Raw genomic sequence first — 13,451 nt, forward strand, 5'->3', positions numbered from 1 at the left:
ATAGGCTTATTGATCTACCTGGGAAAAGGTGATTGCTCTATGAGCTTTCCGGTACGGCAAATTTATATTTCTGAAGACCAATTAAGGCAACTAAACAGGGATATATGGAGCAATAAGTTCGTCGAAGCGTACATTCTGAACAAAGGGATGCGGGAACGCGTTCAATTGCGCTACCGCGGAGGACATACGCGCGACTATAGTAAGAAATCGTACGAGATCGTAAAAAAAAATAAAACGTATCATTACAATGCCGAATACGACGATCCTTCCATGATACGCAATGCATTATCTTTCCGGTTTTTCGAACGGATTGGCGTGCCAAGCCCGAAAACGAAACATTGCTTGATCAAGCTCAACGGGAAAAATATGGGGGTTTATCTTGAGATCGAAGGAGTCGACCGGTATTTTTTCAAGCAAAGAGCGATCCCGATGCAATCTTTGGTGTATGCGACGAATGACGATGCCAATTTCAGTCTGATCAGCCCGGAAACAAATCGGCGCAAAACTTCGTTATTTGACGGATATCAACTCATGATCGGAAACGATGCGGAACGGAAACGTCTGGAAAGATTCGTATCGCGAGTGAACGCGCTTTCGCATCGGCAACTGCTTCCCTATTTACGTTCTCGTCTTGATATCGACAACTATTTGCATTGGCTTGCGGGAGCGGTGTTTACGGGAAATTACGACGGATTTCACCATAATTACGCTTTATACCGCCATAAAGGGCGCGGCTATTACCGTATCATCCCATGGGACTATGAAGGAACTTGGGGACGGGACAGCTATGGGGAAATTTTCGGGAGCAATCCGGTGCCGGTGACCGGGCGCAACCATTTGACGAAACGATTGTTATCCTACAAATCGGTACGGCAAAAATATAAAACGATCGTAGGCCATATCGCCAAGCATGCGTTTACGGAGAAAAAGCTTGCCCCCGTCATCGCCCAAATGTACGCGAAAATCGCCCCGTATATTTTGGAAGACAGGACCCGCCGCTGGCCTGCCTCGGTATTTCTTAACGAACCCGGCGTCATATTGGAGTATATCAGGGAACGCAGAAAAATTATTTTACGGGATATCGATGCGTTATAGCAGGATATACCCGGCCTTCTAACGGAAGACCGGGACTTTAAAAGAGGAGTCGAATTAGAACAGCCACGAAACCCAGTAGTAGAGCACAACGAGCGTGAATATGACCGTTGGCGGAATCGCAATAAAGGTAACGCGAATATAATCTTTCCAGTTGATTTTCACATGATGCTGTTTCAAGATATGCATCCACATTAACGACGCCAAAGTACCGATCGGGAGGAGCAAAGATCCGATGTCGCTGCCGATAACATTGGCAAGATAGGCGATTTTCAAAGTGAGCGGATCGAGCCCCATATTCGTTAGCGTAAGCGTCCCTACCATCAAAGCGGGGTGGTTGTTGAATAGAATCGACATAACGCTGATTAAGCTGCCCATTGAGAGGCTGGCATTGAGAAGATTTCCGGAGACGATCGGTTGAAAGATGGAAATAAGCCGTTCGGTTAAACCGATGTTATGCAAGCCGTAAATGATCACATACATCCCGAAACAGAAGATGAGAATATGCCAAGGCGTCTTTTTGATCATGTCGGCCGGCGAAATGTTGAGATAGACCCATCTCCAGCCGAGCAGCAGCCCTGAGCCGATAACCGCTACAAACCAAACCGGTATTCCGACAAAGGAAGCGATAAATAGGCCGACGCGCACGGTGAATACGAACAGCAGAATATACAACATAAATCTTGAGCGATTTTTAATTTTCGGAACGGCGGGGGAATGCGGTTTTAACGGGTGCGATCGGGGATCCGGATGAATCCCTCTCCAAGCCGAGGGGAGTTTGCGGGGCAGTTCCCGGCGCACGAGCAAAAAGATGATGAACAGCAGGAGCAATAATCCGAGCGTGGAAGGGATAAACATCATTTCGGTATGCTTGTATAGATCCATATCTACGATTTTCAGAGCGATCAGATTGACGACGTTGCTGACGCCGATCGGCGCGCTCGAAGCGGTAGCAATTAACGCCCCGGAAAGCAAATACGGTATTTTTTGCTTATTTTTCAGACCGAGGTTTTTCAGCAAAATTAAAAGAATGGGAGTCGTTATTAGAATACTTCCGTCATTGTTAAAGAAAAGCGTCATTAGAAAACATAGCAGGTTCACGTACCAGAACAGGCGAATTCCCGAGCCTTTCGCTCTCGCGGCCAATCCTTCAGCGGCCCAGGTGAAGAAACCGAAGCTTTCCAATATGATTGCCATGACGATCGTCGACATAATGGTAATGGCGGCGCCGCTGACCGTATCTCCGATCGTGACCAGATCGGACCATGAAACGCTCCCGCTTAATATAACAAGGATCGCTCCGCCCATGGCGGGAATGGCTTCGTTCAAACCGCGAGGCCGCCACAGAATAAGCACGAGCGTAAGGAAAAAGGAAATGACCGTTAGCGTTACCATAGCGGACCCATGCATCTACTCATTCTCCTTTGCAGCCAGGCGTTAATGTTGCAAAAGTTCGGTTTCGCGCAATGCAGGGTCTGGGGACGCTTCATCGGCGCTTTCGGCACTATAAGAGTGAATGCTGGCAATCGCAGGCGGTTTAATGAGATAGTAGATCGCAGCGCCGGATATCGTAAAAGCGATCAGTGTAATGAACATAAATCACCCTTCCTTCCTCATCATGAATTTATGACTCGCGCAAGCTGCGCGTTTTTAAGGCAAATGGACCGTCTTAATATGATCGATATGAAGATATACGGATTCTTCGTTTGCGGTGATTAACTCGACTCTGCTGTTCTCGACCTTTTTCAATACCCCAATCTTATGAGGGTTGTCCCCTAAATCCAGAACGAGCAAAGTTCCTTCCAATTTTTTGAGCTGCTGGTCGAAGGAGCGGGCCAAGGACATATTGGTCGGAATGAGCGGGAAATGCTCCTGGCTCAAGGAGTACGGTGTTGCGTTCGGATTGTACGGAATTAAATATTTGAGATGATGCAGAGGGATGATTAAGGTGTGAAACACCGGAGAATAGAATATAAAATAATTGGTCATGATGCTCGTAATATAGCCGGAGATGGATTGATTGCCGGTAATATAAACCTCAAGAAAGACTCCCCTAGCGTTCATTAAAATTTTGCGATACGAGATTTCTTCATTTTGATTTTCGAACGGCGACGGGGAATCGGGAATAAAGTTCAATTCCGGATTAATATGTTTGGCGAGCTTCATCAAATGAATATGAAACGTCGGAATATACAGAAACTGTTCGCCGTTGTAAACGACGAATATATCGCTCCCTACGTCAACAAGCGCACCTTTGATCATCGGTATTTTACCGGGAATATCAAGTTCGATTTGTTTGCCCAGCAAAGATTTAAAATCATTCACTTGTGAACCTCCTCTCAACAACATGGATTCGTTCGTTTTGGAAGATGCGTTGGAAGTGTGGAGTTCCAACGCATCGTGTCAGGGTGGGAGAATGATGAATCCCGCAATTTTTTGTTGGATTACAAGGGGAGAATAGGAGCACAGGTAAGGAATCACGATAGGAAATTCGTAACGAAAGAGGAAGAGCGGCGCTGCGGGATATTAGGGGAGAGGACGGAACGTTATCTCGTTCTTGTTTTTGTTCTTGTTCTTGTTCTTGTTCTTGCCGAGGCTCTGGCGCCGCTTCTCTTAACGACTCTGGATCTCGTTCTCGTTCTGCCGCCAGTTCGTCTGCTTGATCCGGCTCTGCGGCGGCCGTAGCTGCCCCAATCGAAAGCGGATCTGTGGCGGCCGGATCTGCTGCCGGAACGATGGCCCGACCGGTTGCCGGATCTGTAGCCGGACTTATTGTTGGCGTTTGCGCCGTTATTATTGTTTGCATTGCCATTGTTGTTATTGTTGTTATTTTTATTGTTGTTATTGTTATTGTTATTGTTCCCGGTATAGCCGTACGTTTTGGATGATACTCTAACGCTTTTAATATGATAATTGGCGATTTTGATCGGTTCGCGATCGGATACCAAGAACACGTATTGGTCGTCGCTTTGCACGACAAAGCCGTCTAATTTTTCGGGACCGCCGTTATTGAGCTGTACGAATTTATGATTCAATTTTTTCATGACGGAATTGAAATCGGGTGCGGAAATAATATCGTAATCGGTAGTATAGGAGTCTTTAGAATATTGCGAGCTCAGGCTCATGCTTTTGATATGGGAATTGCGGACATAAACGATTTCGCAAAAATTTTGGTTGTTTCCTTGCCCTTGTGCCTGCGCTTGTCCTTGATTATTGTTCTTATTATTATTATTGTTGTTGTTATTATTGTTCGATTGAGCCAGCACGACCACGTAGTCGCTTCCGATCTTTTTCAGGATGCCTGTAATAAAATCCGGTCCGCCGCGGTTGATGATTACCTCTTTGCCGAGAAAGCTGCGTACGCCCGCCGATCTCGACGAAGTGGAACTTGAATGGGCGGATCTTGACTTGGAATGCGATGACGACGACGATCTGGAGGATTTAGAGGAAGAGGATTTGGAGGATTTGGACGATCTCGAGGATCTCGAGGAACTCGAAGATCTATGGGATTGACTTGTTAAACGGGCACGGTATGCCATTTTAAACATTTCCCCTCTCACTTAATATGGATTTGCGAACTTGTCGCTCACTGCTTGATAGGTACTTCTGCCATAATGCTATAAACGATCACCTTCCTTTAGCAACATCGAATGGACCGGTTGGACGAATGATTCCCTCAAGGTGTCATTGATGTTTATTTGTAATTTATTTATATGTATACCGCATCAAAAGGTACTAGATTTCAATCTATTCTCTCGAAAATCCATGAATATCTTAGTATGTTGGACGAGGGTTTAGAAGATTTGGAGCGAATCCCCTTTTCCTGTGCGAAGTACGGGACATATGCCGTGTCCGCATTCGCCCCGGCCGCATAACGTAACATCAAAAAGGCGGATGTCCCTATGAGCTTGCCAACCCGTTTTATTGAGATCCATCAGGATGAAGAGCGCGCACTGGAAGAGGATATATGGAGCAATGAATACGTAAAGGCCTATTTATGGAACAGTGGGATGAGGGAAATCGTGAAATTGCGGTATCGCGGAGGGCATACGAGAGAATATCCCAAAAGATCCTACGACATTTTGCATGGAACGCAAATGTTTCACCTTAACGCGGAATACGACGATCCTTCGATGATTCGCAACGCGCTTTCCTTTCAATTCTTCGAATGGATCGGCGTCCCTTGCCCGCAAACGAAGCATTGCCGTCTCGTGATCAATGGGGTGAACAGAGGCGTTTACCTTGAGATTGAAGCGGTTAACCGCCAATTCTTCGCGAAGCGGGGCATTCCTATGGAATCTTTGGTGTTTGCGGTAAACAATCACGCCAATTTCAGCCTGTTTCATTATAAAACCGGAAAAAGAAAGCAATCGCTGTTTAAAGGATACGAATTGGAAATCGGAAAAGAAGCGGACGGCCGCAAATTGTCCCGGTTCGTTTACAAGCTGAATACGCTAAAAGGAAAGGAACTGCTCTCCTTCTTGTCCAGGCAGGTCGATATCGAAAATTATCTGCGCTGGCTTGCCGGCGCGGTGTTTACGGGCAACTACGACGGTTTCGATCAAAACTATGCCCTGTACCGCCATAAAACCCGCAATATGTACCGCATTATTCCGTGGGATTATGAGGGGACGTGGGGACGCAACTGTTACGGGAAACAGGTGGAAAGCAGTTTGGTCCGCGTAACGGGATATAATCAATTAACGAAGAAATTGCTGCAATTTGGCAGTCTGCGGAGCAGATATAAAGAAATATTGCGCGAAATACTCAAGGAGACGTTTACCGTGTCCAAGATATCGCCTGTTATTTACAAAATGTATCGGCAAATTTCGCCGTATATTTATGCGGATTACGGCCGGAAATGGCCGCTATACGTATATGAGAACGAGCCGTTGGTCATTCAAAACTATATCCAGGAACGGCGGAAGCTGATTTCGCGGGCGATATTAAAGCTGTAATCCGGCGGTATTGCGCATGATTGCGGCATAGCGCGAACCGGCGCTTTCTAATCATTCGTCATTCGTGATATAATAATGGCAATCTTGCTAGAGCGATACTGACGAAAGAAGGCGTGAAGATGGCTGTGAACGATACACAACGCAAGCCGGATTGGATCAAAATCAAGCTGACAACCGGCGATAATTATAACGAGATCAAAAATATGATGCGTTCCAAAACATTGCATACGGTATGCGAGGAAGCGCGTTGTCCGAACATTTACGAATGTTGGGCCAACCGTACGGCAACGTTTATGATTTTGGGCGATATTTGCACGCGCGCCTGCCGTTTTTGCGCCGTCAACACGGGCATGCCGACGGAACTTGACTTGCAGGAGCCGGAGCGGGTAGCCGATGCCGCGGAGAAGATGGGGCTGCGTCATTGCGTCGTGACTTCGGTCGCCCGCGACGATTTGCAGGACGGCGGAGCCGCGATTTTCGCCGAGACGATCAAGGCGTTGCGGCGCAAACTGCCTTTGTGCAGCGTGGAAGTTCTCATCCCCGATTTTATGGGGAATTGGGATGCGCTTCGCGTCGTGATGGATGCGAAGCCGGACATTCTGAATCATAATATCGAGACCGTGGAGCGCATGTCGGACCGGGTTCGGGCCAAGGCGAAGTATCGCCGTTCGCTTGAACTGCTGCAGCGTGCGAAACAAATGCAGCCGCAAATTCCGACCAAATCCAGCATCATGCTCGGCGTCGGCGAAGAATGGGATGAAATTTTGCAGGCGATGGACGATTTGCGCGCGGTCGACTGCGATATTTTGACGATCGGCCAATATTTGCAGCCGACGAAGAAGCATTTGGCGATCGAGAAATATTACCGGCCCGAAGAATTCGCGACATTGAAGGAAGAAGGGCTGCGGCGCGGATTCAGCCATGTCGAATCCGGACCGCTCGTTCGCAGTTCCTATCATGCGCATGAGCAAGTGAAATCGGCGTCGAAGACGCTGCAGGCTAATCATGCGGCTTCTGTGCGATAAGTTAAGTTGAGGTTCGTATCTGCCATAGAAGCGCCTTTCTTGTAATACGCGTTCATAAAGTCAACTTTATTCGCGATCAAAAGCGGGCTTTTTGAACAACCTCTCGTAATTTGATGTTGGGGAGTTGTGTTCATGTTGATACATGTATCCGGCAAAACATATGAACTGGTTCAGGATCATAAAAACGGCTGGAATCCGGAAGCGTTCCGCGACCGGTACAGCGATGTGCTTGACCGTTACGATTACATTATCGGCGATTGGGGATATAATCAGTTGAGATTGAAAGGGTTCTTTCGCGACAATCATCCGAAAGCGTCCAAAGACACGGCCATATCCGGAATCGTCGATTACATTAACGAATACTGCAACTTCGGCTGCGCGTATTTCGTCCTGGAGAAAAACCGCGAACCGCGGCCGAACGGCGGATCGTAACCGACAAGAAACCCCTCGCATGCTGACGAAAGTCAACAAACGAGGGGTTTTATAATAGAGAGGCGCTAATCGGTTGCAGCCGCTTCTTTCGGGATAAAGGAATAGATTTCTCCGGTTTCGAAGGAATCGATTAATCGATGCAGCCAGCGGTAATAATTCAGAGCTTCATTGATTTTATCAATATCGGATTTCAACACAGCTTCAAGCTTCTCGTCCCCTTCATATTCCTTGCGAAGATTGGACAGTTCAAGCAGCGATTTCTTCAAGGCGTTTGCGTTTAACTCCACCGCTTTTCTCCATTTGACCGAGAAATAATCGGTAAAATTCTGGTGCCAATCCGGGTCGACCTCGTACAAGTCTTTGCGTGCTCCCTTTTCCCACACTTTATTTACCATTTTCAAATCCATCAACGTACGCATGCCTGTGCTCATGCTCGTTTTGCTCATTCCCATCGTTTCGCCCATTTCGTCGAGCGTAACGGGATGGTTGTAGAAATACATATGCCCGTATAAGTGACCGATGGATAAGGTTACTCCGTAAAGATCCATATTTTTGCCGATCGACTCGATCACTCTTTGGCGCGATTTTTGTATTCTCCCGATTTGCTCTTCGCTGAGTCCCTCGAACTCCTTCATGATTGATCCTCCCACGGATGTAAGTAGCTATTAATCTTTTCTATCTATTTGAACACGCCCTATTATATATCATTATTCTAAAAAAACAATCCTTCGATGTAAAGAAAGGGGTAAGGAAGGAAAAGGGAGGAAAACAGAGTATACAGTACATAAAGCTTGTAAAGTTAAAACTGTACAAAGATTACAAAGGATTCTCCGTTTTGACGGATCGTCGGTAACATCTCTAAACTTAAACAAAAGAACATTGAGGAGGGTGACGATGCCGATTATTGAGGTAAAGCAATTAACGAAAATATTTGGCTACGACCCCAAACTCGCGCTTCCGCTGCTTGAACAAGGGTGGTCTAAAGATCGGATTTTAAAAGAGACGAAGCAGACCGTAGCGGTGAACCAAGTGAGTTTTTCCATTGAACCCGGCGAAATCTTTGTCATTATGGGATTGTCGGGGAGCGGCAAATCGACGTTGGTCCGTTTGTTCAATCGATTGATCGATCCGACGTCCGGCCAGGTGTTGATTAACGGGGAAGATTTGACCAAGAAAAACGCGGAGCAACTGCGGGAAATCCGCAGAAAGCAAATTAGCATGGTGTTTCAGAAGTTCGCTCTGTTCCCCCATCGGACCGTGCTGCAAAATGTGGAATACGGGCTCGAAGTACAAGGAATTGAGCGTAAAGTGCGCAAAGAAAAAGCCATTCAAGCATTGGCGCTGGTCGGTTTGGAAGGCTGGGCCGACAGTTATCCCGATCAGTTGAGCGGCGGCATGCAGCAGCGCGTAGGGTTGGCCCGGGCGCTTGCCAACGATCCGGCCGTATTGCTGATGGACGAGGCGTTCAGCGCACTCGATCCGCTCATTCGCAAGGAAATGCAGGATGAGCTGTTGGAGCTTCAAACGAAAATGAAAAAGACGATCGTCTTTATTACGCATGACTTGGACGAAGCGCTGCGAATCGGCGACCGGATCGCTTTGATGAAAGACGGGGCGGTCGTGCAGCTAGGCACGCCGGAGGAAATTATGACGAAGCCGGCCGACGCCTATGTTGAGAAATTCGTAGAGGATGTAGACTTGTCCAAGGTGCTTACGGCATCGCATGTCATGATTCGGCCGGAGACGATTACGCCCGAGCGCGGTCCGCGGGTTGCGCTGCAATTGATGCGCGATCTCGGCATATCCAATTTGTACGCGGTGGACAAAACGAAATCGCTGCTCGGGGTCATTACCGCGGACGGGGCGTCGCAGGCCGTACGCGAAGGTTTGCAGTTGGAAGATATTATCGTAACCGATGTCCCGACGGTTTCGCCGGATACGGTGCTGCACGACTTCTTCGATACGATGAGCAGTTCCAAAGTGCCGGTTGCCGTCGTCGACGAGAACAGACGGTTGAGAGGGATTATTATTAGAGGTTCCGTCTTGGCAGCATTGTCAGGCAACTCGGATATAGAGGTAGGTGGAACGCTTGAACATGCCTAAAATTCCGATCGGGTCTTGGATCGAATCGCTCGAGACCTGGCTCGGTAATAACGTAGATCCATTATTTCGCTTTATTAAATTGATTATTGGAAGCATCGTACAATGGTTTGAATTTATCTTTTTAGGAATTCATCCGCTCGTTTTAATCGTATTGTTCACGGCAATCGCTTATTTGATCGGCCGCTGGAAAATTGCCCTGTTTACGCTGATCGGATTCGGCTTGGTGCTGAATCTGGGGTATTGGGACCATACGATGCAAACTTTGTCGCTTGTGTTGACGGCTGCGCTTATATCCGTTCTGTTCGGCATTCCGATCGGAATATGGTGCGCGAGATCGGATAGCGTTCAAAAAGTTGTGACGCCCGTCCTCGATTTTATGCAGACGATGCCCGCGTTCGTCTATTTGCTGCCGGCAGTCTCGTTCTTTTCTTTGGGCGTCGTTCCGGGAGTTATTTCTTCCATTATTTTTGCGATTCCGCCGACGATTCGGCTGACGAATTTAGGAATTCGCCAAGTGCCGGGCGATTTGGTGGAAGCGGCCAACGCGTTTGGCTCGACATCGATGCAGAAGTTGTGGAAGCTGCAACTGCCGCTTGCGCTGCCGACGATTCTCGCCGGCGTCAACCAGACGATTATGCTGTCGTTGTCGATGGTCGTCATCGCTTCGATGATCGGGGCGCAAGGCGTCGGGGCCGACGTATACCGCGCGGTGACGCAAACGAAGACGGGAGTCGGCTTCGAAGCGGGATTGGCGATTGTTGTTTTAGCTATCGTTCTCGATAGATTAACTCAAAATATGATGAAGAAAAAAAGAAAGGGTTGATGGAGCATTGAAGAAACATTGGGGGAAAGGTCTGGCGTTTATTCTCATGTTAAGTTTGGTACTAGCAGGCTGCGCAAGCGGAGGTCAGGCGAAAGGCGGCAAAATATCGCTGGCTTACGTCGCCTGGGATTCCGAAATTGCCAGTACGCATGTCGTTAAGCATATACTGCAAGACAAGTTAGGATATGACGTGGAAATGCTGCAAGTCGATGCAGGGCCGATGTGGAGCGGGGTTGCGGACGGCAGCGCCGATGCGATGGTTGCCGCTTGGCTCCCTGTCACGCATGCCAGCTATTTGGAGAAAAACGAAAGCAAAATCGAGGATCTCGGGTCTAATCTGGAAGGAACGAAGCTCGGATTAGTGGTGCCTTCCTATATGGATATTCAAAGCATTGAGGATTTGAGTAAAGACGAAGTCGGCGCCGCCGTCGATTATAAAGTGATCGGCATCGAACCGGGCGCCGGAATTATGATGTCCACGGAAAAGGCGCTGGAGGATTACGGCTTGAAAGATAAATGGAACTTGGTCGAAAGCTCTTCCGCAGCGATGGCTACGGAATTGCAAAAAGCTTACGACAAGCAAGAGCCGATTATTATTACAGGCTGGACGCCGCACTGGATGTTCGCCAAAATGGACTTGAAGTATTTGGACGATCCGAAAAACGTATACGGGGACGAAGAACAAATTCATACGATCGTACGGAAAGGATTGAAGGATAACGAGCCGAAAGCCTACCAATTCCTCGACCAGTTCCATTGGACGCCGGAAGATATGGCTGCTGTTATGGTCGATATCCAGGAAGGAACTTCGCCGGATGACGCTGCGGTCAAATGGATCGAAGCAAACGATGCGAAAGTGCAGGAATGGCTCGCCGGAGTGGAATAACGACGTAAGGAGAAAGGGGGAGAAACTCGAAGGAGTTTCTCCCCCTTTCTATATGTTGGCGGGATTAATCTTCGGTATTCTCATAGCCGATGAACGCCCGCCGCACGCGATTCCAGAACGGATAAGGACGGTAGCGCGCGAAGCTCACCTTCTGTTTGGCGACGCTGCAGCGCACATAATGAAGATTTCCGAGCGGCACGGACAGATGATCCACCGTTAATAAAAGGCGCTGCTCGTTGCGGGGGTAAATATCGCAATGATGATGATTCGGCAATATTAACGACGAGCCGAGCGTACGATACACTCTATTGTTGATCGAGGCGATCTCGGCCAACTGCAGCGCTTCGATCGCCGGATGAAGCATGGCGCCGCCCAAGCTTTTATTATAGGCGGTACTGCCGGACGGAGTGGAGACGCATATTCCGTCTCCGCGAAACATTTCAAACAGTTGATCGTTAATATCGATTTGCGCGACGATCGTTCCGTCGATGCCTCTGACCGTAAATTCGTTCAAAGCCAAATATTTCCTCACTCCGCTATCCGTATGAATTTCCAGCTCGACTAGCGGATATTTGACAATGCGGGGCGAGAGGAGATCGGATTTCTTCACGCCCGACATGAGGTCGACCAAATCTTCGAGTTCCGTTGCTTGCCAATCGGCGTAAAATCCTAGATGTCCCGTATGTATGCCCACAAATGCGATTTCGTCCAACCGTTCGATATAACGGTGAAATGCGTGCAGCATCGTTCCGTCCCCGCCGATGGATACGACGATCTCCGGGGTTTGCTCGTCGCACTGCAAGCCTCGCTCGGCCGCGAGGCGGTGAAACTTGTCCGTCAATTCTTTCGAAACGCTGTCGCTGCGTGTTTGCACGAAGTATCTCAACGTAATAACGACTCCTTTAAAATGTTTGTTCAAAAGAGGACTTTTTGAACAACCTCTTAAAATTACTCTCTTTAGATCATAATCAATCTGAACGAGGATTACAATGCGTAATATACGAAAACGATCGCCATCGCCAATATGCCGTGAACGAAACGGGCAAGCAAGAAAGGCCCGTACCGGAGATCGGTTGAATTTAATATGCTCACGACTTGCGCATGCACCGATAATCCGCCCCAGGACAAGACGAAGGCGGCGACGGCCGCTTTAAACGGAATCGCAATATTCGCCCCTGCTTCCCCGGCGGATTGGGCTCCGAGCGTCACTTCGAAAATGCCGTTAACAATGGCCTCCGATAACGATTGCGGCATGCCGAACAACTCGAGCACACTGCGAATGAGCGCGTAGAAGCCGCGCATCGCATTCGCATCGGTCAACAATTGCAAGACGACGGAGAAGAAAACGACCAAGCCTCCGACGACGATGATAAGTTTCAAGGAGGATTCGAGCGCGCTTCGCATCAATTCGCCCAAATTGCGCCCGTCCCGAATGCGGGCTTGATGCATCGATGCGAATGCCCGCTTAAGCCTGCTCCGCTCTCCGCTTTGGCCCGCATGTTCAGGCGGCGTGGGAGGCGCTCCGCGTCCGTGAAACCGCATGAGGAGGCCGATCAATATGCCGGCTCCGTAATGCGCCAGCGCCAATATAGGAGCCATCTTCGCATCTTGGAAAAATCCGACGGAAACGGCGCCGATCAGAAAAATCGGATCGGATGTCGTCGTAATGGCGACAAGCCGCTCTCCTTCTTCGCGCGTAACAAGCTTCTGCTCCCATAATTGCAAAGTCAGCTTGGCGCCGACCGGATAGCCGGAAGCGTAGCCCATGGCAAAAACGAAACCTCCGGTTCCGGGAATGCGGAACAGCGGACGCATGAACGGATCGAGCAGCGTGCCGACAAAATGGACGATGCCGAAACCGAGCAATAATTCCGAAATAACAAAAAAAGGAAATAAAGCGGGAAATAACACGTCCCACCAAATGGCAAGCCCTCGCACCGCAGCTTCCAATGTCGATTCCGGAAAAACGATCATGAGTACGATCAACGAAAAGGCGATTAATGTCAATAGCGGCGTTGCGGATAATCGTAAGGGAAACATAATGTGAATAACTCCTTTGGATTTTTCAACTGCCTTTCTTCTATTGTTATGACCGGGACCGGACAAACAGTACTGAAGAAGGTCAAGCTTCC

15 protein-coding genes are annotated in these 13,451 nt (G+C 48.5%); 8 read left to right on the forward strand and 7 right to left on the reverse strand.

Annotated features, from left to right (window positions below; translation table 11 throughout):
• The first annotated feature begins 39 nt into the window (after positions 1-39).
• On the forward strand, positions 40-1,095 hold the full coding sequence (locus KQI79_RS05195; RefSeq protein ID WP_216537156.1) for a CotH kinase family protein: 1,056 nt from the start codon (positions 40-42) through the stop codon (positions 1,093-1,095).
• Between the two features lie 54 nt (positions 1,096-1,149).
• Here the strand turns inward: KQI79_RS05195 and KQI79_RS05200 are convergent, their stop codons facing one another.
• The 4 genes from KQI79_RS05200 to KQI79_RS05215 all read right to left on the reverse strand — a co-directional run bounded on the left by KQI79_RS05200 (position 1,150) and on the right by KQI79_RS05215 (position 4,364).
• A complete protein-coding gene (locus KQI79_RS05200; RefSeq protein ID WP_216537157.1) occupies positions 1,150-2,502 on the reverse strand; it encodes an arsenic transporter in 1,353 nt (450 codons plus the stop codon).
• A 27-nt stretch (positions 2,503-2,529) separates the two neighbouring features.
• Positions 2,530-2,688: a hypothetical protein gene (locus tag KQI79_RS05205; RefSeq protein WP_216537158.1), complete on the reverse strand. Its 159-nt coding sequence runs from the start codon at positions 2,686-2,688 to the stop codon at positions 2,530-2,532.
• A 54-nt stretch (positions 2,689-2,742) separates the two neighbouring features.
• Entirely contained in the window at positions 2,743-3,417 is a 675-nt protein-coding gene (locus tag KQI79_RS05210) for a DUF2642 domain-containing protein (RefSeq protein ID WP_216537159.1), read from the reverse strand.
• 221 nt (positions 3,418-3,638) lie between these two features.
• A complete protein-coding gene (locus tag KQI79_RS05215; protein ID WP_216537160.1) occupies positions 3,639-4,364 on the reverse strand; it encodes a hypothetical protein in 726 nt (241 codons plus the stop codon).
• 25 nt (positions 4,365-4,389) lie between these two features.
• Between KQI79_RS05215 and KQI79_RS05220 the strand changes: the two genes are divergently transcribed.
• From KQI79_RS05220 to KQI79_RS05235, 4 genes are all read left to right on the forward strand, one after another.
• Entirely contained in the window at positions 4,390-4,605 is a 216-nt protein-coding gene (locus KQI79_RS05220) for a hypothetical protein (RefSeq protein WP_216537161.1), read from the forward strand.
• Positions 4,606-4,994: 389 nt separating this feature from the next.
• Positions 4,995-6,050, forward strand: coding sequence for a CotH kinase family protein (locus KQI79_RS05225; RefSeq protein WP_216537162.1), 1,056 nt, complete (start codon positions 4,995-4,997; stop codon positions 6,048-6,050).
• Between the two features lie 113 nt (positions 6,051-6,163).
• The gene (gene lipA, locus KQI79_RS05230) at positions 6,164-7,075 is read left to right on the forward strand and encodes a lipoyl synthase (RefSeq protein WP_367398139.1); all 912 of its coding nucleotides are present in this window, start codon (positions 6,164-6,166) and stop codon (positions 7,073-7,075) included.
• Between the two features lie 132 nt (positions 7,076-7,207).
• Entirely contained in the window at positions 7,208-7,507 is a 300-nt protein-coding gene (locus tag KQI79_RS05235) for a YutD family protein (RefSeq protein WP_230191003.1), read from the forward strand.
• A gap of 65 nt (positions 7,508-7,572) precedes the next feature.
• Here KQI79_RS05235 and KQI79_RS05240 read toward each other — a convergent pair whose 3' ends face one another.
• Positions 7,573-8,142: a GbsR/MarR family transcriptional regulator gene (locus KQI79_RS05240; protein WP_216537164.1), complete on the reverse strand. Its 570-nt coding sequence runs from the start codon at positions 8,140-8,142 to the stop codon at positions 7,573-7,575.
• Positions 8,143-8,401: 259 nt separating this feature from the next.
• Here KQI79_RS05240 and KQI79_RS05245 point away from each other — a divergent pair, with 259 nt between their 5' ends.
• The 3 genes from KQI79_RS05245 to KQI79_RS05255 are packed head-to-tail and all read left to right on the forward strand — an operon-like array spanning position 8,402 to position 11,319.
• Entirely contained in the window at positions 8,402-9,610 is a 1,209-nt protein-coding gene (locus KQI79_RS05245; protein ID WP_216537165.1) for a quaternary amine ABC transporter ATP-binding protein, read from the forward strand.
• A complete protein-coding gene (locus tag KQI79_RS05250) occupies positions 9,603-10,433 on the forward strand; it encodes an ABC transporter permease (RefSeq protein WP_216537166.1) in 831 nt (276 codons plus the stop codon). Before KQI79_RS05245 ends, KQI79_RS05250 begins: the two co-directional genes overlap by 8 nt.
• Before the next feature lie 7 nt (positions 10,434-10,440).
• Complete coding sequence (locus tag KQI79_RS05255) at positions 10,441-11,319, forward strand: glycine betaine ABC transporter substrate-binding protein (protein ID WP_230191004.1); 879 nt, start codon at positions 10,441-10,443, stop codon at positions 11,317-11,319.
• Positions 11,320-11,383: 64 nt separating this feature from the next.
• Here KQI79_RS05255 and KQI79_RS05260 read toward each other — a convergent pair whose 3' ends face one another.
• Positions 11,384-12,205: an NAD kinase gene (locus KQI79_RS05260; RefSeq protein WP_216537167.1), complete on the reverse strand. Its 822-nt coding sequence runs from the start codon at positions 12,203-12,205 to the stop codon at positions 11,384-11,386.
• A 98-nt stretch (positions 12,206-12,303) separates the two neighbouring features.
• Positions 12,304-13,359: a sporulation integral membrane protein YlbJ gene (gene ylbJ / locus KQI79_RS05265; protein WP_216537168.1), complete on the reverse strand. Its 1,056-nt coding sequence runs from the start codon at positions 13,357-13,359 to the stop codon at positions 12,304-12,306.
• Positions 13,360-13,451: the final 92 nt, after the last annotated feature.

It is taken from the genome of Paenibacillus sp. MSJ-34 (assembly GCF_018918005.1).
Lineage (GTDB): Bacteria > Bacillota > Bacilli > Paenibacillales > Paenibacillaceae > MSJ-34.

Excerpts from the sequence above, each read along its gene's own strand:
- KQI79_RS05195 (WP_216537156.1), top strand. The coding sequence starts at position 40 with ATGAGCTTTCCGGTACGGCAAATTTATATTTCTGAAGACCAATTAAGG.
- KQI79_RS05200 (WP_216537157.1), bottom strand. The coding sequence starts at position 2,502 with ATGCATGGGTCCGCTATGGTAACGCTAACGGTCATTTCCTTTTTCCTT.
- KQI79_RS05205 (WP_216537158.1), bottom strand. The coding sequence starts at position 2,688 with ATGTTCATTACACTGATCGCTTTTACGATATCCGGCGCTGCGATCTAC.
- KQI79_RS05220 (WP_216537161.1), top strand. The coding sequence starts at position 4,390 with ATGCCTGTAATAAAATCCGGTCCGCCGCGGTTGATGATTACCTCTTTG.
- KQI79_RS05225 (WP_216537162.1), top strand. The coding sequence starts at position 4,995 with ATGAGCTTGCCAACCCGTTTTATTGAGATCCATCAGGATGAAGAGCGC.
- KQI79_RS05235 (WP_230191003.1), top strand. The coding sequence starts at position 7,208 with ATGTTGATACATGTATCCGGCAAAACATATGAACTGGTTCAGGATCAT.
- KQI79_RS05240 (WP_216537164.1), bottom strand. The coding sequence starts at position 8,142 with ATGAAGGAGTTCGAGGGACTCAGCGAAGAGCAAATCGGGAGAATACAA.
- KQI79_RS05245 (WP_216537165.1), top strand. The coding sequence starts at position 8,402 with ATGCCGATTATTGAGGTAAAGCAATTAACGAAAATATTTGGCTACGAC.
- KQI79_RS05250 (WP_216537166.1), top strand. The coding sequence starts at position 9,603 with ATGCCTAAAATTCCGATCGGGTCTTGGATCGAATCGCTCGAGACCTGG.
- ylbJ (WP_216537168.1), bottom strand. The coding sequence starts at position 13,359 with ATGTTTCCCTTACGATTATCCGCAACGCCGCTATTGACATTAATCGCC.